This window comes from Streptomyces triticagri, from assembly GCF_003429565.1.
Taxonomy (GTDB): Bacteria; Actinomycetota; Actinomycetes; order Streptomycetales; family Streptomycetaceae; genus Streptomyces; species Streptomyces triticagri.
Map to the genome: position 1 here is coordinate 13,191 of NZ_QUAK01000105.1, position 20,000 is coordinate 33,190.

A 20,000-nucleotide genomic window follows, 5' to 3' on the forward strand; every position below is an offset into this window, starting at 1 on the left:
CCCGAAACGGACCCACCCGAAGAAGGCACCTCCGGTCCGGCGCCCGCGACACCCCGCGCCCCGAATCCGCCGGCCGCCCCACGCACAGGACCCGGAGCCGACTCGCCCCGGTCGCCGTCCCCCGACGTCGGAGCCCGACCCGACGGCGGCTCATCGGCTCCCGAATCGCGACCAGGCGGATCCGGCAACGCGAAGATCGCGGTCGCCTCGCCCTCGCTCCTCGGCACCTCGGAGTCCAGGTCCGCGGACCTGGACGACGCGTCCCGGCCCCTGGACGTATCGGCTGTCCCGACGGGCGGATCGGACACCGGGTCCGGCGGCCGTGGCCCGGCGTCGTCGTCCCGGCGCGACCGGGCACCGCTGCCCGGAGCAGGGCCGTCCGGCGCGGATCCGCCGGCGCCGCCACCGTCCGGCGCCTCGGCAGGACCACTCGCGCCGGCGCTTCGGCTCGGAGGCGCGCCCTCCCGGAAAGGGCCGGACGCAAGCTCGTCGGGGCTGCCGCCCGGCAGGGAGGACGCGGCATCCGGTACGGCGAAGAAGGAGGTCGCATCAGGGGCGGGAGGTGGCGGCGCGGGCCCGTCGCCCGGCGGTGGGACGTCAGCCGCGGACGGGTCCGCCGCTCCGGGGTCGACGCGGTCGGGAGAATGCGCCGGCGTGGAGCCCCCCGGCGGAGCCGACTCCCGGGGAGCGGAGTCCGGGACTGGCGGACCGAAGGCGTTCAGGGGGGCGGAGTCCGGGCGGTGGGTGGTCCCGGCGTCCGGGCCGAAGTCCGGGTGCGGGGTGGTGTCCACGTCCGGGGGGCCGACCGGGTCGCCGGCGATACGAGGCGGCTCCGTGGACGGTGTCCGGTCGGCCGGCCGGTGACGGTCGGCCGCGGACGGCCCGGGTTCGCCGGGCCGGAGCACCGGCGGCGGAGGGCCGAAGGTGGTCGGGTGGTGGTCCTGGTCCGGCGCGGACCAGGGGGCGCGCGGTACGTACGGCGCGCGGGCGGGGGCCGAAGTGTCCTGCTCCGGCGGCGACTTGGGGCTGTGCGGTAACGAAGGCGGCGCGACGTCCCGAGGGTCCTGCGGACGGTGCGCCGCTGGGTCGGCGTACGGATCCGGACGCTGCGCAGGGGGCGGCGCCGCGGACCCGTCCGAGCCCGGTCCCGAGCTCCGGCCGGGCGAGGCGGCCCCCAGCGGGGGCCAGGCGCGCTCGCCCGCGGACGGCCCGCGCGGTGGTGTCGGATCAGGCTCGGGCGCAGTGGGCCGTGGCGGGCTCGCCGGCGCCCCGTGCCCGGCCTCGGCGATGTCCGCCGCGGAGGCGTACCGGTCGTCGATGGTGTCCCCCGCACCGGCCGGCCCCGTGTCGTCGGCCGAACCGTCGTACAGCTGCAGCCACCAGTCGTCCCCTCGGTCCGAGGTGCCGGTGTGCCTGTCCCCCTGCTGACTCATGCCCTTATTGTCCACCGTCGGCGGCGCGCGAAAACGGGGCATCCGGAAAAACCCACCCTCGAACACACCCGCACACCCGGAAGGTCCGCCGGACGCCCCCACCCCCCACGGGAAGGACGCCCGACGGACCGGTCGTCCGCACACGAGCCCCAGGTGCGGCCCGCGACGATGCCCTGATACGGCCTACCGCACGTCGTACGCGCGCGCCACGGTCTGGCGCACGGAATTGCCGTCCGCGTCGGTGAGTTCGGTCCTCAGCCAGACCTTCTCACCGGACGCCCCGGCGTGGTCCACGGTGGCCGTGGCGCTCCTGCCGTGCACGGAGACCTCGGCCTCGGTCCAGGTCTCGCCCTCGTCGTAGGAGTACGCGAGGGACGCGGACTTGACGGTTCGGGGCGTATGGCCCGCATGCCCCGTGGCGGTGAGGCGAATGCGCTGACCGTCCTCGGCGGCCAGCGTCTTCAGGCCGTCCTCGGGCAGCGCGTAGTGCGGGAAGAGGATCGGCAGCGGCTGCGAGTACTGCGCCGGGTCGGCCTTCGAGCGGAAGGTCCAGGCCGTGTCGACGGAGGTGGACCGCTGCCAGACCTCCGCGGGCGCGCCGGTCTTGGTGATGTGCTGGCGCAGTTCGTACGTGCCCGGGTCGGCCGGTACGTCGAACACGCCGAACGGATAGGAGCTGCTGCCGATCTCCTCGCCGTCCCGGGACAGCTTCAGGTTCCCGATGTCGCCGAACGACCCCGCCTCCGCGTGGTGCGTGCCGTCGCCCCACATCGCCGCCGAGAAGCCGATCAGGTTCGCCTGCCGCTCGGCGACCAGAGCCGGTTCGCCGTCCGTGTCGCGCGGTGCGGTCGGGGCGATCACGGAGTCGTACCAGCTCTCCTTGCGCTGCTGCCCCTGCCGGTAGGTGCGTTGACGGTCGATCATGAACTCGCCGAAGGGGAAGCTGCTGGAGACCACGTGGTCCCAGGCCGTGCTGCCCGGTGTGTAGAACTCGGTGCGTTCACCGGGCACCGGCACCGCGTCCGCGGAGCCGAGGAAGACGCTGCTGCCGTCGGGGCGGTAGGCCGCGGTGCTGTCCAGGTAGTCGGTGCTCACGCCCATCGCGTGGTACGTCGAAGTGGCCTTCGCCAGACGGCTGTCGCGGTCGCGGTAGGTGCGGTCCGAGTGGACGGGGCCGTCCTCGGTGTGGCCGAGGTTGTAGACGTACGGACTGGTGGACTCGGCCTGCCAGCGGAGGGTCACCGGGCCGTCGCCGAGCCGTTCGGCGAGGTCGCGGGCCTCGGTCCGTTCCAGCGCGAGGACCGGGAGCGGTGCTCCGGTGAGGCCGGCGGCGGGCTGCCAGCGGCCGGGGGCGTCGCGGTGCAGGACGACGCCCTCGGCACCGGCCTTCTCGGCGTCCCGGGCGACGGTGGCGGCCGAGCCGTCCTCGCCGAGCTTCACCAGGGCGAGCTTGGACTCGACGCCCGCGTCGGCGAGTTCGTCCGGGGTTCCGCCGCCCGCGTCCACGAGGGGGGCCTTGCCGGTGCCGTCCAGGTTCGCCGATCCGGTGCCGGCGGGTACGGGATGCAGGTCCGGCCCGCCGTCGACCGCGAACTCCTCGATGAGCGGGGCGTATTGCCGCCAGTAGCTGCCGAATTCGAAGTCGCCGTCGTCCGCCCGGCCTGCCACCGAGGCGTAGTAGGCATTGACGGTGGGCCCTGCGGCCAGCGATCCGGCGTGCAGCCAAGTGTCGTCCCAGGTACGGGAGAAGGCGAGGGTAGCGTCGCGTGTCTCGGTGGGCCGGTCGGTGGCGACCTTCAGACGGTGGGCCTGGCGCGCGTCGAGGACGACGGCGGTGTCCTTCTTCAACTCCAGTTGCGGGCGCCCGAGATACGTGACCGAGTCGGTCAGCGCGGCATCCGGGTCCGCCGCACCGGCGTCGGGGGTGGTGACGAAGCTGGACAGGAAGTAGCTGCCGGGCCGCAGGCGGTACGTCTGGTCGGTCGCGCCCTCGTTGAAGCGGCGCTCGCCCTCGGCGGTGTCGGTGCCGATCACGTCGAGCGAGGAGGCGCCGGCGGCCGGGGCGCCCGCACGGTCGACGAGCTTGACCCGCAGCGTCACGGTCTCGGGCTGCACGTACAGGGCGAAGGGGGTGGAGACCGCAACTCCCTTTGCCTTGGCCCGGATCCGTCCGGTGATGTCGCCGTACTGTGCGCGCTCGAGGCGGGCGGTCGGGTCGACGGCGAGAGGGACGCGGACGGTGCCACCGGGCGCGACGGTCACCTTGCGGTCGCCGAGCTTCGCCGGCTTCGAGCGGACCCTCGAGCCGTCGTTGCCCGTGACGTCCTCGACGGACAGGGACAGCGTGACCGGCTTGTCTCCGGTGTTGGTGTAGGGCACCTCGACGGTGGTGCGATCGCTGGGATCCTGCGGCCAGTTGAAGGAGCCGCCCTGGATCGCGGGCGCGCCGAGGACGGTGGCGTCGGTAGCGGCCGCGACGTCGAGACGGCCGCCGCCGGTCTCCCGCACATCGCCCGGCACCTCGGCGTCCGCGGAGCCGACGAGGGCGGCCTTCAACTGCCTCGGCGAGTAGTCCGGGTGACGCTGTTTCAGGATCGCTGCCGCGCCCGCGACATGGGGCGCCGCCATCGACGTACCGGACATCGACTGGTACGCCTGGGCGTCCCGGCCGCCGGCGGCCGCCGCGGAGATCGCCACGCCGGGAGCGGCGATCTCCGGCTTCAGGGTGTGCGTGCCGGCTGCCGGTCCGCGGCTGGAGAACGGGGCGGTGGTGTCGTCACGGTCGACGGCGCCGACGGTGAGCACTCCGGGGGTGCAGCCGGGCGAGGAGACCGTGTTGTGCGAGGGCCCCAGGTTTCCGGCCGCGACGACGAACAACGTGTCGGACTCTGCGGCGAGTTGCTCGGCCGCGGCGCTCATCGGGTCGGTGCAGTCGGTGGGTTCGGGACTGCCGAGGCTCATCGAGACGACGTCGGCCTGCTGCTCGACGGCCCACTCCATACCGGCGATGATCCATGAATCCTGCCCGTAGCCCTGGTCGTTGAGGACCTTGCCGTTGAGCAGGTCGGTGCCGGGTGCCACGCCCTTCTTGGCGCCGTCGCTCGCCGCTCCGGAGCCGCCGACGGTGGAGCTGGTGTGGGTGCCGTGGCCCTGGTTGTCCTCGGTGCCGCCGGAGTCGGTGAAGTTCTTCTCGGCGGTGATCCGGCCGTCCAGATCCGGGTGCCCGGCGTCGGCGCCGGTGTCGAGCACGGCGACCTTGGTGCCCTTGCCGTCGTAGCCGGCCGCCCAGGCCTCGGGGGCGTGCACCTGCTTGGTGGAACGGTCGAGATTCGTCTCCACCCGACCGTCCAGCCAGAGCTTCTGCAGACCTTCGGTGGTACGGGACTTGGCGCCCGCGCCGGCGCCGGTGACCGCGGACCAGAAGTCGGCCGCCTTCTTCTTGTCCGCCTCGAGGGCGACACCGCCCACCGGTTCGAGGACCAGGGTCCGGGTGGCGCCGCGCGGGGCGGCGGGCGCGGAGCGTGCCACGTCGACGGACTTGTCGTAGACGGCGATCAGCGGCAGGGCCTCGGCGTGGGCGTCGTCGTATCCCTGCCGCACCAGGCCCGTGACATTGAAGAGTTGCTCGTCGACCAGGCCCTCGGCGATCGCGGCGGCGGCGCCCTCCGGGTAGACGTACAGGTCGTCGCCGGACTGACGGGTCCCGAGCAGCGGACGGCTGCCGTCGGCGCGCGGCAGCGCGGTGGCCGCACTGCGGCCCGCGGAGTCGGTGGTCACCAGGACGCGGTCGCCGGTGACGAGGGTGACGGTGGCCCGCTGCTCGACCGCGCCCGCGGCCTCGCTGCCCACCAGAGGTCTCGATTCCGGTTCGTCCCCGCCGGGCGCTGCGGCGGACGGTACGGCCAGAGTGATCGCCAAGGCCGCGGCGGTGGCCGTACCCAGGACGGTCCGGGTTCTCGCGCGCATCGGTCTCCCCCACTCGAGTCTGCGGTGGCGACACATTGGCAGAGAGACGGGTGGTGCAGGGATGATGTGCCGAGGCGGGTTTGCGCCGTGGCTGTTTCCCGCCACGGCGGGCACCCGCAGGGGCGGCACCGGGGAGGGACGCACGTGATGCTGGGGGCCATAGGTCTGGACGAGGTGCAGGAATCGGCGTACCGGACGCTGGTGTCACTGGGCGCGGCCGATGTGCCCGATCTCGCGCACCGGCTCGCACTCGCCGAGCCCGATGCCGTGAGGACGCTGCGCCGGCTGGAACAGCACGGTCTGGCGGCCCAGTCGACGGCCCGTCCGGGCCGCTGGGTGGCCGCACCACCCGGCGTCGCACTCGGCGCGCTGCTCACCCAGCAGCGGCACGAACTGGACAAGGCCGAGCTCGCGGCCGCCGTACTCGCCGAGGACTACCGTGCCCAGGCCACCGAGCCGGCGGTGCACGACCTGGTGGAGGTGGTGACCGGCTCGAGTGCGGTGGCGCGCCGTTTCCTGCAGCTGCAGCTGGGTGCGTCGGTCGAGGTGTGCGCCCTGGTCACGGGGCGGCCCGCGGTGGTGTCGGGGGTGGAGAACGATGCGGAGGAGCAGGCCGCGGGCCGTGGGGTGCGCTACCGCGTGGTGGTCGAGCGCGAGGTACTCACGCTGCCCACGGGCCTCACCGAGATGACGGCGGCGCTCGGCCGGAACGAGGAGATACGGATGGTCGACGCGGTGCCGACCAAGCTGGTGATCGCCGACCGCTCGCTCGCGATGGTCCCGCTGACCTCCCGCAAGACGGATCCGGCCGCGCTCGTGGTGCACGCGAGCGGGCTGCTCGAATCGCTCAGCGGACTCTTCGAAGCGGTCTGGCGCGATGCGCTGCCGCTGCGGATCGGCGAGACCGGCAGCCTCTGCGAGGACGGCTCGGCCGGCCCCGACGCCACGGATCTGGAGATCCTCTCGCTGCTGCTCGCCGGGCTCACGGACGCCAGCGTCGCCAAACAGCTGGACCTGGGCCTGCGGACCGTACAGCGCCGGGTCAAGCGCCTGATGGAACTCAACGACGTCACGACCCGGCTCCAGCTCGGCTGGCACGCGTACGAGCGGGGCTGGGTGGCACGGCGGGCGGTGTGAGCCCGCCCCTCGGACCGTGCGCCGGGTCTCGTCCCACTCCACCGACTTGACCTGCACAATTCACTCATCTCGGGCACGCTGGGCAGATGAACGCCTGGGAGCTCGCGCTGGTCGCGGTCGTACTGCTCCTCGGTGTGTGCGGGGTGCTGCTGCCCGGCGTCCCCGGGCCCTGGCTGGTCTGGGCCGCGGTCCTGTGGTGGTCGCTGACCACTCAGTCCGGGGTGGCCTGGGCCGTGCTGGTCGGGGTGACGGCCCTGCTCCTGGTGAGCCAGGTGGTCCGCTGGCTGCTGCCGGCGCGCCGGCTGCGGGAGGCCGGCATGACGCGGACCATGGCGCTCTGGGCGGGCGGCGGCGCGTTCCTGGGTTTCTGCGTGCTGCCGGTGATCGGCGCGATACCTGGCTTCGTGGGCGGGATCTACGCCTCGGAACGCATCCGGCTCGGCCGGCACGCCTCGGCGAAGTCCGCCACCCGCACCGCGATGCGCGAGGCAGGCACCAGCATCCTGGTCGAGCTCTTCGGCTGTCTGCTCGCGGCGGGCGCGTGGCTCGGGGCCGTCATCTGGGGGCGGTGACCTGGGCGGCCGGCAGGGCGTAGGCCCCCGGGCGGAGTCCCAGGCCGAGACCTTGGCCCGATGCGCCGGCCCGGGCACCGTGGCAGCCTCGTGGCATGACGGCATCCAGCGCATTCACCGGATTCTCCGCGGCGGAACGCGACTATCTCGCCTCGCAGCGCCTCGGCCGACTCGCCACCGTCGACGCCTCGGGGCAGCCGCAGGCGAACCCGGTCGGCTTCTACCTGCAGGACGACGGCAGCATCCTGATCGGCGGCTACGCCCTCGCCACCACCAAGAAGTGGCGCAATCTGCTCGGCAACCCGAAGGTCGCGCTCGTGGTGGACGACATCGTCAGCGTCAAGCCCTGGCGGGTGCGCGGCGTGGACATCCGCGGTGAGGCCGAACTCCACACCGGACCGCACGACTTGGGCGCACACTTCAGCGAGGAGCTGATCCGGATCCATCCCAGGAAGGTGCACAGCTGGGGCCTGGAGGAAGCGGCGGGCTGAGCAGCGGGCCGTACGGCCTCCCGGAGCTCAGGCGCCGCCGGGCAGCGCGCCCTCGAGAGTGAGGAGCTGCCGCTTGCGGGGCAGTCCGCCCGCGTATCCGCCGAGTGCGTCCGCGCCGGCACCGACGACCCGGTGGCAGGGGCGCACCACGAGCAGCGGGTTGGCTCCGACGGCCCCGCCGATCGCGCGTGCCGCGTTCCGCGGGGCCCCGATGCGTGCGGCCAGTTCGCCGTAGCTGGTCGTGGTCCCGTACGGCAGCGTGTCGAGGGCGGTCCACACCCGTTCCCTGAAGTCGGTGCCATGGGTGCGCAGTTCGAGGTCGAACTCCCGCAACTCCCCGGCGAAGTACGCGGCCAGCTGCTCGGTGGCCGCGCGGAACGCCTTCGGATCGCGGTGCCACTCGGGTCGCGGGCTGAGCCCGCCCTTCTGGCCGGGCACGGAGAGCGAGGCGAGGGCGCCCGAACCGTCGCCGGTGAGCAGGAGCTCGCCGAGCGGGCTGTCGACGATCATCCAGTACGTGGCCGAGCGGCGGGTGGTCGTCATGGGTGCCGCGGGGGCCGTGGTGCTGCTCATCGGTCGTTCTCCTCTGCCGTTTCCTGCCGGTGGGCTGTTTCCGTCTCCTGCGGGTGGGCGGCGCCGTGGGCGTTCCTGTGGGCCGCCGTGAGGTGCTGTGCGGCGTACGAGCGCCAGGGCCGCCACGCGTCGTCGGCCGGCTCCCGCGGCACCGCGACGTCCGGATCACCGAGCGCGCGCCGGCGGATCAGGGCGGCGTCCGCGGGTCGCACGCCCGGCACGGTGAGCAGCGCCTGCTCGGCGTCGTCGCGATCGGCCCCCGCGTCCAGGCGTACGGACCCGTCGTGCAGCGCCGCGGCCAGTGGCAGCCGGTCGGCGAGCGCCTTGGGCTCGGGGAAGAGGTGGCTGAGCGATCCGCACGGCACCTCGAGCAACTCCCCGTACTCGTCGATGAGTTCGGCGGCCGCATCCTGCCCGGCGACGGTGCGCAGGGCGAATTCGTCGGGGTCGGCGGCGCCCGGTGAGCGCAGCCCCGGCCGCTCGGCGACCAGCTCGGCGAGCGCTGGCTGCGCACCGAGGCGCTGGTCCACGGCGTACGGGTCGGCGTCCAGGTCGAAGAGCCGTCGCAGCCGGTGCACGGCCGTGGACAGGTCGCGGGGGTCGGTGAGGTGGATGCGGGCGTCGAGCCAGGGTCCCGCGTCCCGTTCGTCGACGGCGGCGATGCCCGTCCCGTACGGCAGGCGCAGGGTGCGGCGGTAGGTGCGTGAGCCCGGTGCGCCGGTCACCTCCTCGATCCGCGGCAGCGCCTCGCGGGCGAGCAGGTCGAAGACGGCGGCGCGGTGGTACGGCCCGCGCAGGGCGAGGCGCAGCGGCACACCGGCGGTGAGGGCCGTCTCGGTGCCGGCGCCGCGGCCGCTCGGGGCCCTGGACTCCGCACGCAGTCCGCTCGGGGTGCGGGCGTAGATCTGCCGGATGGTGTCGTTGAACTGGCGCACGCTGGCGAAGCCCGAGGCGAACGCGATGTCGGTGATCGGCAGCAGGGTGGTCCCCAGCAGGATCCGCGCGGTGTGGGCGCGCTGGGCGCGGGCCAGGGCGACCGGGCCCGCGCCGAGTTCTGCGGTGAGCTGGCGCTGCACCTGGCGTGCGCTGTAGCCGAGTCGCTCGGCGAGGCCGGTGACGCCCTCGCGGTCCACGATGCCGTCACCGATCATCCGCATGGCGCGGCCCACGACGTCGGCGCGGGCGTTCCAGTCGGCGGAGCCGGGGACGGCGTCCGGCCGGCAGCGGCGGCAGGCGCGGAAACCGGCGCGCTGGGCTGCGGCGGCGGCCGGGAAGAAGCGCACATTGCGCCGCTTCGGGGTGACCGCGGGGCAGCTGGGCCGGCAGTAGATCCCGGTCGTCGACACCGCGAAGAAGAACGCGCCGTCGAAGCGGGCATCGCGGCTGCGCACCGCCTCGTACCTGGTCTCTTCATCCATCACTCGTCCAGTCTGCGCGACCGGCGCGAGGTCGGCTGGCGGAAATCGGACACGGCGTTCGCCGGGACGGGTACGCCGGGTCGCCCGCCACCGGCTCCGGCTCCCGGGACGTCGAAAAGGGCCCGTCGGCCAGGCCGCCACAGCCGGCCGACGAGCCCTTCCCCGGTGCCCGGCCAGGCACCTGGCTCCCGGGCACGGGACCCCGAAGGCCCCGTGCCCGGAAGTTCTGCAGTCCGCTCGCCGCGCCCCTGAGGTCTGTCCGGCGGGGCCGTTATCGGACGCGGCCGCGTTTGGCCTCCATGGCGGCACGGCCCTGGGCCTGCTTGAGGCGCCATTCGCGGCGGCGGCCGGCCCGTACCCGGGCGTCCGTCTTGGCGATGATCCGTTCGTTCTCGCGCAACAGCTTGCGGTAGCTGTCGAGCCTGCGCTCGGACAGCGTGCCGTCGGCCAGTGCCTCGAGGACGGCGCATCCGGGCTCCGCGCCGTGCGCGCAGTCCTGGAAGCGGCAGTCCTCGGCGAGTTCCTCGATCTCGGCGAAGACCTGGCCGACGCCGGTCTCGGCGTCCCAGAGGCCGACTCCGCGCAGCCCCGGGGTGTCGATGAGGACTCCCCCGCCGGGCAGGGCGAGCAGATTGCGGGTGGTGGTGGTGTGCCGGCCCTTGCCGTCGACGTCACGGGCCGCCTGTACGTCCATCACGTCCTCGCCGAGCAGCGCGTTGGCCAGCGTGGACTTGCCCGCGCCCGACTGGCCGAGCAGCACGCTGGTGCCACCGGCGACGACGGCTGCGAGCACCTCGGTGCCCTCGCCCTCGTTGGCGCTGACGGCCAGCACCTGGACGCCGGGCGCCGCGGTCTCCACGTCCTGCACGAGGTGGGCGAGCGTGCCGGGGTCACCCACCAGGTCGGCCTTGGTCAGCACGACCAGGGGTTGGGCGCCGGATTCCCACGCCAGTGCCAGGAAGCGTTCGATCCTGCCCAGGTCGAGTTCCAGGGCGAGCGAGACGGCGATGATCGCGAAGTCGACGTTGGCCGCGAGGATCTGCCCCTCGGACCGTTTGGAGCTGGTGTTGCGGACGAATGCGGTGCGCCGCGGCAGATACGTCCGTACCAGCGGAGGGTCGCCGCCCGGGTCGAGGGCGGCCCAGTCGCCGGTGCAGATGACGCGGAGCGGGTCGTTGGGTGTGACGAGTGCGGTGTCGGCGCGGACGACGCCCTCGTCGGTGTACACATCACACTGGCCGCGGTCGACTCGGATCACCCGGCCGGGGACGAGCCCCTGCTCGGCGTACGGGGCGAACTCGGCGTCCAGGGCAGTGTCCCAGCCGTAGGCGGTCAGCCGACGGGACGGAACAGCAGACGGGAATGTCAAGGGAAACCCTTCACAGGGTGGCCCCGGCTGCGCACGAGGTGTGCGGTGCAGTTCTGTTCAGCCGGTGGCCACGGGGGTGGCAGTGACGAACTTCTGGTCACGGGCAACGCCCGCCTCGGCGACAGTCATCAGTCACACCTCCCGGTACACACGGCGCTGGGCAGGGGCCCATCGCACGACCCCTGCGGAACACGGCCAAAGGTAGCCGGGCCGCCGCCGCTCGCGCCAACGGTTTTCCGCGACGGCCACCGGCCGACACGGGGAGGGCGCAGGACGGGAACCGCCGGCCATTGCCCGGAGCATGCGATCTACTTAGGGTTGCCTAACCACGTCGGCGATCAGAGGGGTAGTCGCATCATGACGCACGACAGTTCGCAGCAGTCCCTGGACGAGGCCCGTGGCGCGCTGGGGAGGATCATCTTCGGGGCCATGGCCGCCCACACCGTGGGTGCCGCCACTCGGCTCGGTGTTCTCGACCTGATCGGCGACGGGGAGCGTACGGCGGACGAGCTGGCTGCCGCCGCCGGCACCCAGCCGCAGGCCACGGTCAGACTGCTCCGCGCCCTGACGGGACTGGGGATTCTGACCGAGCGCGCCCCGGGCAGCTTCGCCGCCACCCCGGTCGGCGCGCTGATGCGCAAGGACGTGCCGGGCTCCCTGTTCTCGTTCATCCGCATGTTCACCGACCCCGCGATGCTGCGGGCGTGGGAGCAGCTCGACGAGAGCGTACGTACCGGGGAGACCGCCTTCGACAAGGTCTTCGGCACGGACTTCTTCAGCCACCTCGCCGAACAGCCGGAGCTCTCCGCCGAATTCAACGCCGCGATGAGCCAGGGCACCCTCGACACGGCTCAACGGCTGCCCACCGCCTTCGACTTCAGCAGGTACTCGACCGTGGCGGACATCGGCGGAGGCGACGGCACCCTGCTGTCCGCGATCCTCCGTGCACATCCGACGCTGCGCGGCATCCTCTTCGACAGTCCGGAGGGCCTCGCCCAGGCCGGCACGCAGTTGGCCGCGGAGATCGCCGGCGGCCGCTGTTCGCTGATCACGGGGGACTTCTTCGCCACGGTCCCGGCGGGCGCGGAGGTCTACGTGCTCAAGAGCGTGATCCACGACTGGAGCGACGCACGGTGCGCGGAGATCCTCGGGCACTGCCGCCGGGAGATCCCGGACGGGGGCCGTCTGCTGATCATCGAGCCGGTGCTGCCGCCGGTCGTGGATCCGGCCACGGCCGGCGCGACCTATCTCACGGACCTCAACATGCTGGTCAACGTCGGCGGCCGGGAGCGGACCCGGGACGACTTCGAGCAGCTGTGCCGCGATACGGGCTTCGCCATCCGCGACGTCACCCCGTTCGGGGCGCCGAATCCGTTCTGCCTCATCGAGGCCGAGCCGGTGTGATCGCATCGCGGGCGGGGGCCGCACGGGAGCCGGTGCTCACTCCTGGTAGCGCAGGAGCAGCATCGCCGCGTCGTCGTGCAGAGGGCCCTGGGCGTGGTCGACGAGGTCCTCGCGGAGGCGTTCGAGTGCCGCCTCCGGGTCGGGGTCCTTGAGCAGGTCGAGGCGTTCGGCGAGCGGGTAGAAGGTGCGGCTCGCGTCCCGGGCCTCGGAGACTCCGTCGGTGTAGAGGAGGAGTTGCTCACCGGGGGCGAAGCCGACCTCGTAGGGCTCCGGGGATTCGGCGCCGTGTACGCCCAGGCCGAGCGGCAGGGCGTGCCGGGGCGGCTCGGCGAAGCGCACGGTGCCGTCGGGGCCGACCACCACGGGTGCGGGATGGCCGTAGTTGAGGAGCGTCACGAGGTGTCCGTCGCGCACCTCGGCGAGCACCGCGGTGACGAACTTCTCGCCCTGCAGCTCCCGGTCCGCGACCCGTTCGAGCCGGGCGCCGACGCTGCGCAGATCGGCCTCGTCGTGCGCGGCCTCGCGGAAGGCGCCGAGCACCAGGGCCGCGGTCTCCACCGCGTCGAGCCCTTTGCCCTGGACGTCGCCGACGATGATGCGTACGCCGCCTGGGGAGGCCACCACCTCGTACAGATCACCGCCGATCCGGGCCTCGGCGACGGCGGAGGTGTAGGAGACGGCGGCGCGCAGATGGCCCGCCCTGCGGGGTACCGGGCGCAGCAGCACGCGCTGGGCGACCTCGGCGATGGAGCGGACGCTGGCGAGCTCCAGCTCGCGGCGCTGGCGCATCATCGCGGCGACCAGGCCCGCGGCGGTGACCCCGGCCACGGAGGCGAAAGCGGTGAATCCGCGGCGGTCGTCGAACAGCCCGTTGTACAGGCCGAGTGCGCCGCACAGCAGCAGCGCGATCGCTCCGACGACGGCGGTGCGCCGCCAGCCGCCGACCAGCCCGGAGAAGGCGGGGCCGAGCGACACCAGGGGCATCACGCCCACCCCGGGTCCCTCGCTGAGGTCGACCACGGTGACCACGGCCATCACCGCGAAGGGCAGGACGTCCAGGATGCCGATGCGCCTCGGCTTCTGCTCCGCCAATGCTCACTCCCGCCCCTGGACAGGCGGTGTGCAGGGCGCGGACCGGCGCCTGTTCACCGCAACCACTCGAGGCCTTACCCTATGCAAAACTTTCACAGCTGAAGCATCGGACCCCGGGCACCGTTATCGAACCGCAGCCCCGTGATTGCGGGCCGTGAGCGGCGTGGAGTTCCGTACGATGGCCGGATGGAGGTGCGATGTCGACACAGATCCACCGCCTGACCATCACGGAACTCGCGGGTTGCGAAGACAGCGCGGTGCTGCGGGTGAGCGGCGAACTGGACCAGTCCTGCGAGGACTTCTTCCTCTCCACGCTCGGCGCGTCGGTGGAGGCCGGGCACCGGTTCCTCGTCCTCGATGTGACGGCTCTGGTGTTCTGCGATTCCCGGGGGCTGAACTGCCTGCTCGCGATGCACTGGCTGCTCGGCCGCCGGGACGGGCGGCTGCTGCTCGCCGGTCCGGGGCGGCGGCTCACCGAGCTGCTCGAGCAGACCGGCAGCACGGATCTGCTGCCGTCGTACACGACAGTCGGTCAGGCCCTCAGCACGCTGCCGGAGTCCCAGCGGCCGGCCTGGCCGCCGACCGATCCGGCCGGATCTTCGGGGGCGGCGCGCTGAGCGAGCCGCTTCGGTGTAGACAGGGCGCATGGACGAGCAGAGGAACCGGCCGCTGCGCCGGATGCTGCGTGGCGTCGACCACGGTGTGTTCCGGCAAGTGGCCACGCGATCGTGGCCGGGCGCGGAGCCGGTACTTCCGCGGCTGAGCAGGGCCGCGAATCACGGGGCGCTGTGGTTCGGCCTCGCGGCCGGGATGTGGGCGCTCGGCGGGGCACGCAGCCGGCGGGCCGCGGTGCGGGGCGCCGCGTCCCTCGCGGTCGCCTCGCTGACGGTGAACACCCTCGCCAAGGGCGCGGTGCGCAGGAACCGTCCGGTGCTGGAGTCGGTGCCGGTGATACGGCATCTGCCGCGCCAGCCGGTGACCAGCTCCTTCCCCTCGGGGCATGCGGCCTCGGCGGCCGCGTTCACCGCCGGTGCCGCTCTGGAGTCGCGGGAGTGGGGCACGGTGCTCGCGCCGGTGGCCGCCTCGGTGGCGTTCTCCCGGGTCTACACGGGCGTGCACTACCCGAGTGACGTCCTGGTGGGCGCGGGGCTCGGTATCGGCGCGGCGCTCGCGGTGCGCGGTCTGGTGCCCTCGCGTTCCCAACTCCCGCCGCCCGCGCGGCCGCGGACGGACGCGCCGGCGCTGCCGAAGGGCGAAGGGCTGCGCATCGTGGTCAATCCCTCGTCCGGCGCGCAGCCCCATGTCGTCGATCCGGTACGGCAGTTGCGCACCGAGCTGCCGGAGGCCGAGCTGATCCTGTACGACTCGGATGCCGGCCCGCTGTCCCAGGTCCTCGAGACGGAGGCCGCCGAGGCGGCGCGCCTGGGCGGCGCGCTCGGTGTGTTCGGCGGGGACGGCACGGTCAATGCGGCGGTGGGTCCGGCCCTCGCGCACGGGGTGCCGCTGGTGGTGCTGCCCGGCGGTACGTTCAACCACTTCGCCGCGGATCTGGGCGTGGACACCCTCGCCGAGGTGTGTACGGCGGTGACCGAGGGCAGCGCGGTACGAGCGGACGTCGGGCGGATCACCGCGCTGCCGGGGCCGGACGGGCGGCGTGGTGCCGCCGAGCCGCTGTACTTCCTCAACACGTTCAGCCTGGGCGTGTATCCGGATCTGGTGCGGCTGCGCGAGCGCTGGTCCCCGCGCATCGGCGGTCCGCCGGCGACGCTCTTCGGTGTCGCGCACGTGCTGCGTACGGCCCGCCCGCTGCGGGTCGAGGTGAACGGCCGGCGGCGTTCGCTGTGGCTGCTCTTCGCGGGCAACGGCGCGTACCGCAGTATCGGCATCGCGCCGGTGCGCAGGCACGATCTGGCGGACGGTCTGCTCGATGTGCGGATCGCGCACGGCGGCCGGTTCGCCCGTACCCGGCTGCTGGGCGCGGCGCTCTCGGGTGGGCTGCGGCGCAGCCCGTTCTATGCGGCGGCGCGGCCGGAGCGGCTGATGGTGTCCGGGCTTCCGCAGGGGGCTGATATGGCGTTCGACGGTGAAGTGGTGGCGGCGCCCGGTGCGTTCGTCCTGGACAAGCTGCCGGAGGCGCTCACGGTGTACCGGCCGGTCTGAGCACTGCGGCCGCAACCGGCAGCGTCCTCAGGGCAGTTCGTTGCCGCACCGTCCGCAGAAGCGGGCGTCGCGCTCCGTGGCCAGGCGGCCGCATTCGGGGCAGACCCGGTCGAGCAGGCAGGCCGCTTCGCCTCCCTCGCTCCCGGCCGAGACCACACCTTGCCCTTGAACGCCGCCCGCCTGAAGGCCGCCCACCTGAAGTCCGGGGCGCCGCCGGTGCGCGGTCAGGTAGACGAGGCCCTCGTCGCCGGCCTGCAGCCGGCGGCGCGATCCGCGCGGGAGCCAGGCGACGGTGTGCGGGCCGAGCTCCTCGGTCCCCTCGGTGCTGCCGAGCGTGCCGCTGCCTTCGAGTACGACGAGCAGCACATCGAGTACGTCGTCGCTGTGTTCGCCGACGCTCGCGCCCGGGGTGAGCCGCACCAGGTTGGCGTCGAGGCCGCGCCCCTGTTCGGCGAGCCGCCAGACGGCGCCCTGCCGTTCGTCCGGCAGCGGCGCCAGACAGTCGTCGAGCACGGCAAGGACCTTGGCCACGGGGGTCGGGGACATGGGGGCCTCCAGGAGCACACGAGCCGGCCGGGGAACTGGTGAGGGAGCCGGACGAATCGACCCTACCCGGGCGGTGATCCACCGCTGTCGGAGGATGCCGCGTACCGCTCCCGTCCCGGGATCGGTGATCCGCCCCTTTCCGAATGTTCCTGTTACCCGGGCAGCACGCTCTGTCACTGCCCAGGACTAGACTGGAGACATCCAGGACTCACCCACGACCCATCAGTTCGCCCTGACACGGGGAAGGGGCACGCTGTGTCACCACAACGCCTGGGGCTCGGCCCATTGCGCCCGCCCCCGCACCGGGACCCGGACGACGGGGCGGGCGGCCGGCGTGCTGCCGCGCCCACCCGCTTCGTCCGCTGGCTCGGCGGGTTCGGCTGCCTGGCCGCGGGATATGCGGTGTTCCAGTCCCTGGTCGGGGTGCTGCCGGACGGCATCCCGCCGGACACCGCACGCTATGCGCTGGCCGCGGTGGCGGGGTGCGCCACCACCGTCGCGGTGTGGCTGGCCACCGCCCTGCTGCGGACCCGCTCCGCACCGCCCGCGCCCACTCTGCCGGCGCCCCGCCCCGTGCCGGGCCAACACCCCACGGGGCCGGGCGAGTTCGGGCCCGGAGCCTTCACCGAGCTGGCCATGCAGACGTACGAGGCCCTGGTCGCCGGGCTCACCGAGGCCGACGACCCGCAGTCCGGCCGGCTGACAGGCTGGCCGCACGGTCTCGACGAACCGACGACACCGCTGCGGCCGACATCGGTGGGCACCGCGTACGGACTGCACACGGCTCTCGACCTGGCACTGCCGGACGGCCGCATACGCACCGGGGAACTGGTCGACACACTCTGGCGGTTGAGGCTGCCGGACGGCGGCTGGGCCGCCCGCTCGCAGGGCTCCATACCGCGCCCGGAGGTGACGGCGCTGGTGCTCGGCGCGCTGGCCCGGGCGGGAGCGGATCCGGCCCGGATCGCGGAGGAGGCGGAGCACTGCGCGTCCCGGCTCACCCGTGAACTGGAGCCGTCGGGCCTGGAGATGACCCATGTGGTGACCACGGTGCTGCGCGGGCTGCTGCGCGCCGCACCGGAGTCGCCGGCCCTGCCGCGGCTGCGGGAGGCCCTGGTCGACGCGGCGTTCGCGGATCCGCTCCGGCGCCATCAGCGGTGCTGGGGCCCGCGGTTCTCTGCTGTGGTCGGTCGGCCGGTGCTGCCGTCGCCCGTGCACACCGCGCAGGCGGTCCTCGCGCTCGACCGGGCGGCGGCGGTGCTCGGCGAGAGCCCGCATGTCCGCGACGCCCGGCGGGAGGGCATCCGCTGGCTGCTCGCCTGCCCGGGCCCGCTGCACGACGGCTGCCCCGACCTGCGCAATGTGCACGAGGTGGTCCGCCGGCCGCACCCTTCGGATCTGAGCCACCACGAGGTCCTGCCCGTACGGCACTTCACCGCATCCTGGGTGCTGCGGGCACTCCTCACACCCGGTTCGGCCCGGACGGCGGCCGAGGACGGCCTGGAGCGCGAGTGGCGGGAGCTGACGGCGGGCGCCGCCACCGCGGTGTGGCGCCGCCAGACGGACGGCGTGTGGACCTGGGAGGGCGACGGGGACGATCTCGGCCATCCCATGTGGATGACCTATCAAGGCCTTTCGGCCCTGCGCACCCATGCCTTATGGATGTATCAGCCGCACGTCTGAGATCCGGCGACGGGCGGCTCGTGGTGCGCGATCGGGAGGCTGCATGGGTGGACGGCAGGTCAGCGAGGCACGACGGCTCCTCACCGGAGCACTCGACGATCGACCCGACGCCGAATTACCCACCGCGGCCCACGAGACGGTCGCCGAGCTGGGCACACCGGCCCGGCTCGGGGCGCTGCTGCGGGAGCTGGCGGCGGGCGCGGGCGATCCGGCGGGCTGCGCCCGTCTCTCGTACCGCCATGTGCTCGGCTTCGACAAGCTGCTGCTCTTCGACGGCGGCAGCCGGCACATGCTGCGCGCCCATGTCTGGCATCCGCACGGACAGCACCTGGCCCCGGAGGACATCCACAACCACCGCTCGCCGCTGGCGTCCCAGGTGGTCCGCGGCAGCCTCGGCATGGAGCTGTACGAGGAGGTGCCGGACGGCACGGCACGGGAGCACGGCCCGGACGGGGGCGGGCGCGAAACCGTGCGGTACGAGGAGTCCCTGGCCGACGCCGGTGACTGGCTGCTCACCGAGCGGGGGCGGGCGCGACTGCGGCTCACCCATGTCGCGCGGTACGCGGCGGGCAGCGGTTACGCGCTCGCGCCGCACGCCCTGCATCGTGCGTGGTGCACCGCGGACGAGCCGACGGTGACGCTGTTCCTTGAGGCCGGCGCCCACCGGCGTCCGCACACCGACGTGTTCTCCGCACCGGGGCCGCGGCGCGCGCCGGCGACGGCCAAGCATCCGCTGCCGGTGGCCGACTATCTGTCCGAACTCACCGCGCTGGCACGGCTTGTGGACGGCTGAGGCCGGACGCCGCCGGGCGCGGACGGATCAGGCGGTGCGCACCGAGTTCAGGGCCTGGCGGACCACGTCGAGGTTGTAGTCGTCGATGCGCAGACCGTCAAGGGCGGACGGCTCCCGCCAGTCGAAGGCCTGGTCACGGTGCGGGAGGCGGACGTCGAGGGTGAGCGGCTCGACCAGGAAGTTGTCCTGGTAGTTCTTGATCTCGCGGCCCTGGTAGTCGCTCACGAAGGACGATTCGCCCACCTTGCGGACCACCCGGCCGAGCAGCGCGGTCTCCTCGCGCAGTTCGCGCAGGACGGCGTGCTCGGAGCGCTCGCCCGGGTCCAGCTTGCCGCAGGGGACGCCCCAGACGCCGGGCAGGAAGCGCTCGGTCTCGCTGCGCCGCACCAGGAGCACACGGCCGTGGTGCACGACGACGGCGGCGGCCAGTCGGTTCTCACCCGGGATTGTCATGCCGTCACGGTAGCGCGTGGCGCACCGCCCGGCACCCGTTGACAACTCCCTTTCACCGCACACCGGGAGGGACGTCCGGGCCTCTCGGGCACACCTGTGCGGGAAGACGTACGGCCGTACGGATCACGTGTACGGAGGGGCGCAGGATCAGTCGCGGACCGCGTACGCCGCGGCGTATCCGCCGGGCGCTTCGGGGATGTCCGCGAGTCGCCAGCCGGGCACGGGGTGCGGCTCGGCGCCCGTCCCGACCAGGAGGGTGGCGACTCCCCCGCCGCCGAGGCCCTCGCCGGTGCCCTTGAGCACGGCCTCCTTCCGCGCCCAGCAGCGGGCGAAGGCGACGGGTCCCGACTCCGGGCCGAGCAGCGCCAGTTCCTGCTGTTCGTCGCCGTGCAGCGCACGTGCGACATCGGTCACGAGCTCGGCCTTGGGCACCAGCTCGATGTCCACGCCGACCGGGCGGTCGCACACGCCGATCAGGGCGTGGCGTCCGGCGTGCGAGAGCGAGAAGTGGACGGGCGAGCCGGCGAGCACGGGCCGTCCGTGCTCACCCCCGCAGTGCGGACAGGGCTCGCGCACGAAGGCCAGTGCAGCAGGGGCGGTGTCCAGGCGGCGGCCCAGCACTCGGCGCAGGGTGGTGTGCGCCGTGATGTAGAGGTCCCGGTCCTGCGGACGGCGCAGCGCCGTCGCTCGTGCCCGCTCCGTGGCGTCCAGGACGGACAGGTCCTCGTCCGTGGGGTGTCCGACGCGGACCAGCCACAGTTCCGGCCGCCCTGCGCGGTCCTCGTGCGAGCCGGCGCCGATGGGCCACGGCGTGCCGTCGGGGGCGCGTGCCTGCGAGGCATCCGGTGCCTCCTGGTCCCGCGGGTGGGGCTGTTGTCCTGTCGCCGTCATGGAGCTCAGCGTGTCACGA

The 20,000-nt window shown here is 73.4% G+C and carries 16 protein-coding genes; 8 read left to right on the forward strand and 8 right to left on the reverse strand.

Annotated features, from left to right (window positions below):
- Window positions 1-1,616 precede the first annotated feature (1,616 nt).
- A complete protein-coding gene (locus DY218_RS19370) occupies window positions 1,617-5,399 on the reverse strand; it encodes a S8 family serine peptidase (RefSeq protein ID WP_128557341.1) in 3,783 nt (1,260 codons plus the stop codon).
- A 147-nt stretch (window positions 5,400-5,546) separates the two neighbouring features.
- Between DY218_RS19370 and DY218_RS19375 the strand changes: the two genes are divergently transcribed.
- The 3 genes from DY218_RS19375 to DY218_RS19385 all read left to right on the forward strand — a co-directional run bounded on the left by DY218_RS19375 (window position 5,547) and on the right by DY218_RS19385 (window position 7,599).
- Window positions 5,547-6,536 (forward strand): helix-turn-helix domain-containing protein, encoded by a 990-nt coding sequence (locus DY218_RS19375; protein WP_128557342.1) that lies wholly within the window; start codon window positions 5,547-5,549, stop codon window positions 6,534-6,536.
- Between the two features lie 86 nt (window positions 6,537-6,622).
- Window positions 6,623-7,108 carry a DUF456 domain-containing protein gene (locus tag DY218_RS19380; protein WP_128557343.1) on the forward strand — a complete coding sequence of 162 codons (486 nt, stop codon included), beginning with the start codon at window positions 6,623-6,625 and terminating at the stop codon, window positions 7,106-7,108.
- A 95-nt stretch (window positions 7,109-7,203) separates the two neighbouring features.
- Window positions 7,204-7,599: a PPOX class F420-dependent oxidoreductase gene (locus DY218_RS19385; protein WP_128557344.1), complete on the forward strand. Its 396-nt coding sequence runs from the start codon at window positions 7,204-7,206 to the stop codon at window positions 7,597-7,599.
- A 27-nt stretch (window positions 7,600-7,626) separates the two neighbouring features.
- Here DY218_RS19385 and DY218_RS19390 read toward each other — a convergent pair whose 3' ends face one another.
- From DY218_RS19390 to rsgA, 3 genes are all read right to left on the reverse strand, one after another.
- Window positions 7,627-8,172 carry a methylated-DNA--[protein]-cysteine S-methyltransferase gene (locus tag DY218_RS19390; protein WP_325052007.1) on the reverse strand — a complete coding sequence of 182 codons (546 nt, stop codon included), beginning with the start codon at window positions 8,170-8,172 and terminating at the stop codon, window positions 7,627-7,629.
- Window positions 8,169-9,590 carry a DNA-3-methyladenine glycosylase 2 family protein gene (locus tag DY218_RS19395; RefSeq protein ID WP_128557345.1) on the reverse strand — a complete coding sequence of 474 codons (1,422 nt, stop codon included), beginning with the start codon at window positions 9,588-9,590 and terminating at the stop codon, window positions 8,169-8,171. Before DY218_RS19395 ends, DY218_RS19390 begins: the two co-directional genes overlap by 4 nt.
- Window positions 9,591-9,861: 271 nt before the next feature.
- Complete coding sequence (rsgA, locus tag DY218_RS19400; protein WP_128557346.1) at window positions 9,862-10,959, reverse strand: ribosome small subunit-dependent GTPase A; 1,098 nt, start codon at window positions 10,957-10,959, stop codon at window positions 9,862-9,864.
- 357 nt (window positions 10,960-11,316) lie between these two features.
- Here rsgA and DY218_RS19405 point away from each other — a divergent pair, with 357 nt between their 5' ends.
- On the forward strand, window positions 11,317-12,363 hold the full coding sequence (locus DY218_RS19405; RefSeq protein WP_128557347.1) for a methyltransferase: 1,047 nt from the start codon (window positions 11,317-11,319) through the stop codon (window positions 12,361-12,363).
- Between the two features lie 36 nt (window positions 12,364-12,399).
- Here DY218_RS19405 and DY218_RS19410 read toward each other — a convergent pair whose 3' ends face one another.
- On the reverse strand, window positions 12,400-13,455 hold the full coding sequence (locus DY218_RS19410; RefSeq protein WP_128557348.1) for a PP2C family protein-serine/threonine phosphatase: 1,056 nt from the start codon (window positions 13,453-13,455) through the stop codon (window positions 12,400-12,402).
- A gap of 197 nt (window positions 13,456-13,652) precedes the next feature.
- On the opposite strand from DY218_RS19410, the gene DY218_RS19415 reads away from it, so the two are divergent.
- Together DY218_RS19415 and DY218_RS19420 are read left to right on the forward strand one after the other, a co-directional pair.
- Window positions 13,653-14,072, forward strand: a complete 420-nt coding sequence (locus DY218_RS19415) for an STAS domain-containing protein (RefSeq protein WP_128557349.1) — start codon at window positions 13,653-13,655, stop codon at window positions 14,070-14,072.
- 28 nt (window positions 14,073-14,100) lie between these two features.
- Entirely contained in the window at window positions 14,101-15,615 is a 1,515-nt protein-coding gene (locus tag DY218_RS19420; RefSeq protein WP_128557350.1) for a bifunctional phosphatase PAP2/diacylglycerol kinase family protein, read from the forward strand.
- Between the two features lie 27 nt (window positions 15,616-15,642).
- Here the strand turns inward: DY218_RS19420 and DY218_RS19425 are convergent, their stop codons facing one another.
- The gene (locus DY218_RS19425; RefSeq protein WP_128557351.1) at window positions 15,643-16,161 is read right to left on the reverse strand and encodes a zinc ribbon domain-containing protein; all 519 of its coding nucleotides are present in this window, start codon (window positions 16,159-16,161) and stop codon (window positions 15,643-15,645) included.
- A gap of 255 nt (window positions 16,162-16,416) precedes the next feature.
- Between DY218_RS19425 and DY218_RS35260 the strand changes: the two genes are divergently transcribed.
- Window positions 16,417-17,844, forward strand: coding sequence for a prenyltransferase/squalene oxidase repeat-containing protein (locus DY218_RS35260; RefSeq protein ID WP_233521716.1), 1,428 nt, complete (start codon window positions 16,417-16,419; stop codon window positions 17,842-17,844).
- A gap of 43 nt (window positions 17,845-17,887) precedes the next feature.
- The gene (locus DY218_RS19435) at window positions 17,888-18,637 is read left to right on the forward strand and encodes a hypothetical protein (protein WP_128557352.1); all 750 of its coding nucleotides are present in this window, start codon (window positions 17,888-17,890) and stop codon (window positions 18,635-18,637) included.
- 27 nt (window positions 18,638-18,664) lie between these two features.
- Here DY218_RS19435 and DY218_RS19440 read toward each other — a convergent pair whose 3' ends face one another.
- Window positions 18,665-19,090, reverse strand: a complete 426-nt coding sequence (locus DY218_RS19440; protein WP_128557353.1) for an NUDIX hydrolase — start codon at window positions 19,088-19,090, stop codon at window positions 18,665-18,667.
- Between the two features lie 147 nt (window positions 19,091-19,237).
- Window positions 19,238-19,981: a 4'-phosphopantetheinyl transferase family protein gene (locus DY218_RS19445; protein WP_128557354.1), complete on the reverse strand. Its 744-nt coding sequence runs from the start codon at window positions 19,979-19,981 to the stop codon at window positions 19,238-19,240.
- Window positions 19,982-20,000 lie beyond the last annotated feature (19 nt).

Bases quoted from the DNA above. Each gene is read 5' to 3' on its own strand.
- DY218_RS19370 (WP_128557341.1), bottom strand. From the start codon at position 5,399: ATGCGCGCGAGAACCCGGACCGTCCTGGGTACGGCCACCGCCGCGGCC.
- DY218_RS19425 (WP_128557351.1), bottom strand. From the start codon at position 16,161: ATGTCCCCGACCCCCGTGGCCAAGGTCCTTGCCGTGCTCGACGACTGT.
- DY218_RS19415 (WP_128557349.1), top strand. From the start codon at position 13,653: ATGTCGACACAGATCCACCGCCTGACCATCACGGAACTCGCGGGTTGC.
- DY218_RS19435 (WP_128557352.1), top strand. From the start codon at position 17,888: ATGGGTGGACGGCAGGTCAGCGAGGCACGACGGCTCCTCACCGGAGCA.
- DY218_RS19375 (WP_128557342.1), top strand. From the start codon at position 5,547: ATGCTGGGGGCCATAGGTCTGGACGAGGTGCAGGAATCGGCGTACCGG.
- DY218_RS19440 (WP_128557353.1), bottom strand. From the start codon at position 19,090: ATGACAATCCCGGGTGAGAACCGACTGGCCGCCGCCGTCGTCGTGCAC.
- DY218_RS19380 (WP_128557343.1), top strand. From the start codon at position 6,623: ATGAACGCCTGGGAGCTCGCGCTGGTCGCGGTCGTACTGCTCCTCGGT.
- DY218_RS19385 (WP_128557344.1), top strand. From the start codon at position 7,204: ATGACGGCATCCAGCGCATTCACCGGATTCTCCGCGGCGGAACGCGAC.
- DY218_RS19420 (WP_128557350.1), top strand. From the start codon at position 14,101: ATGGACGAGCAGAGGAACCGGCCGCTGCGCCGGATGCTGCGTGGCGTC.
- DY218_RS19445 (WP_128557354.1), bottom strand. From the start codon at position 19,981: ATGACGGCGACAGGACAACAGCCCCACCCGCGGGACCAGGAGGCACCG.
- DY218_RS19390 (WP_325052007.1), bottom strand. From the start codon at position 8,172: ATGAGCAGCACCACGGCCCCCGCGGCACCCATGACGACCACCCGCCGC.
- DY218_RS19395 (WP_128557345.1), bottom strand. From the start codon at position 9,590: ATGGATGAAGAGACCAGGTACGAGGCGGTGCGCAGCCGCGATGCCCGC.
- DY218_RS19405 (WP_128557347.1), top strand. From the start codon at position 11,317: ATGACGCACGACAGTTCGCAGCAGTCCCTGGACGAGGCCCGTGGCGCG.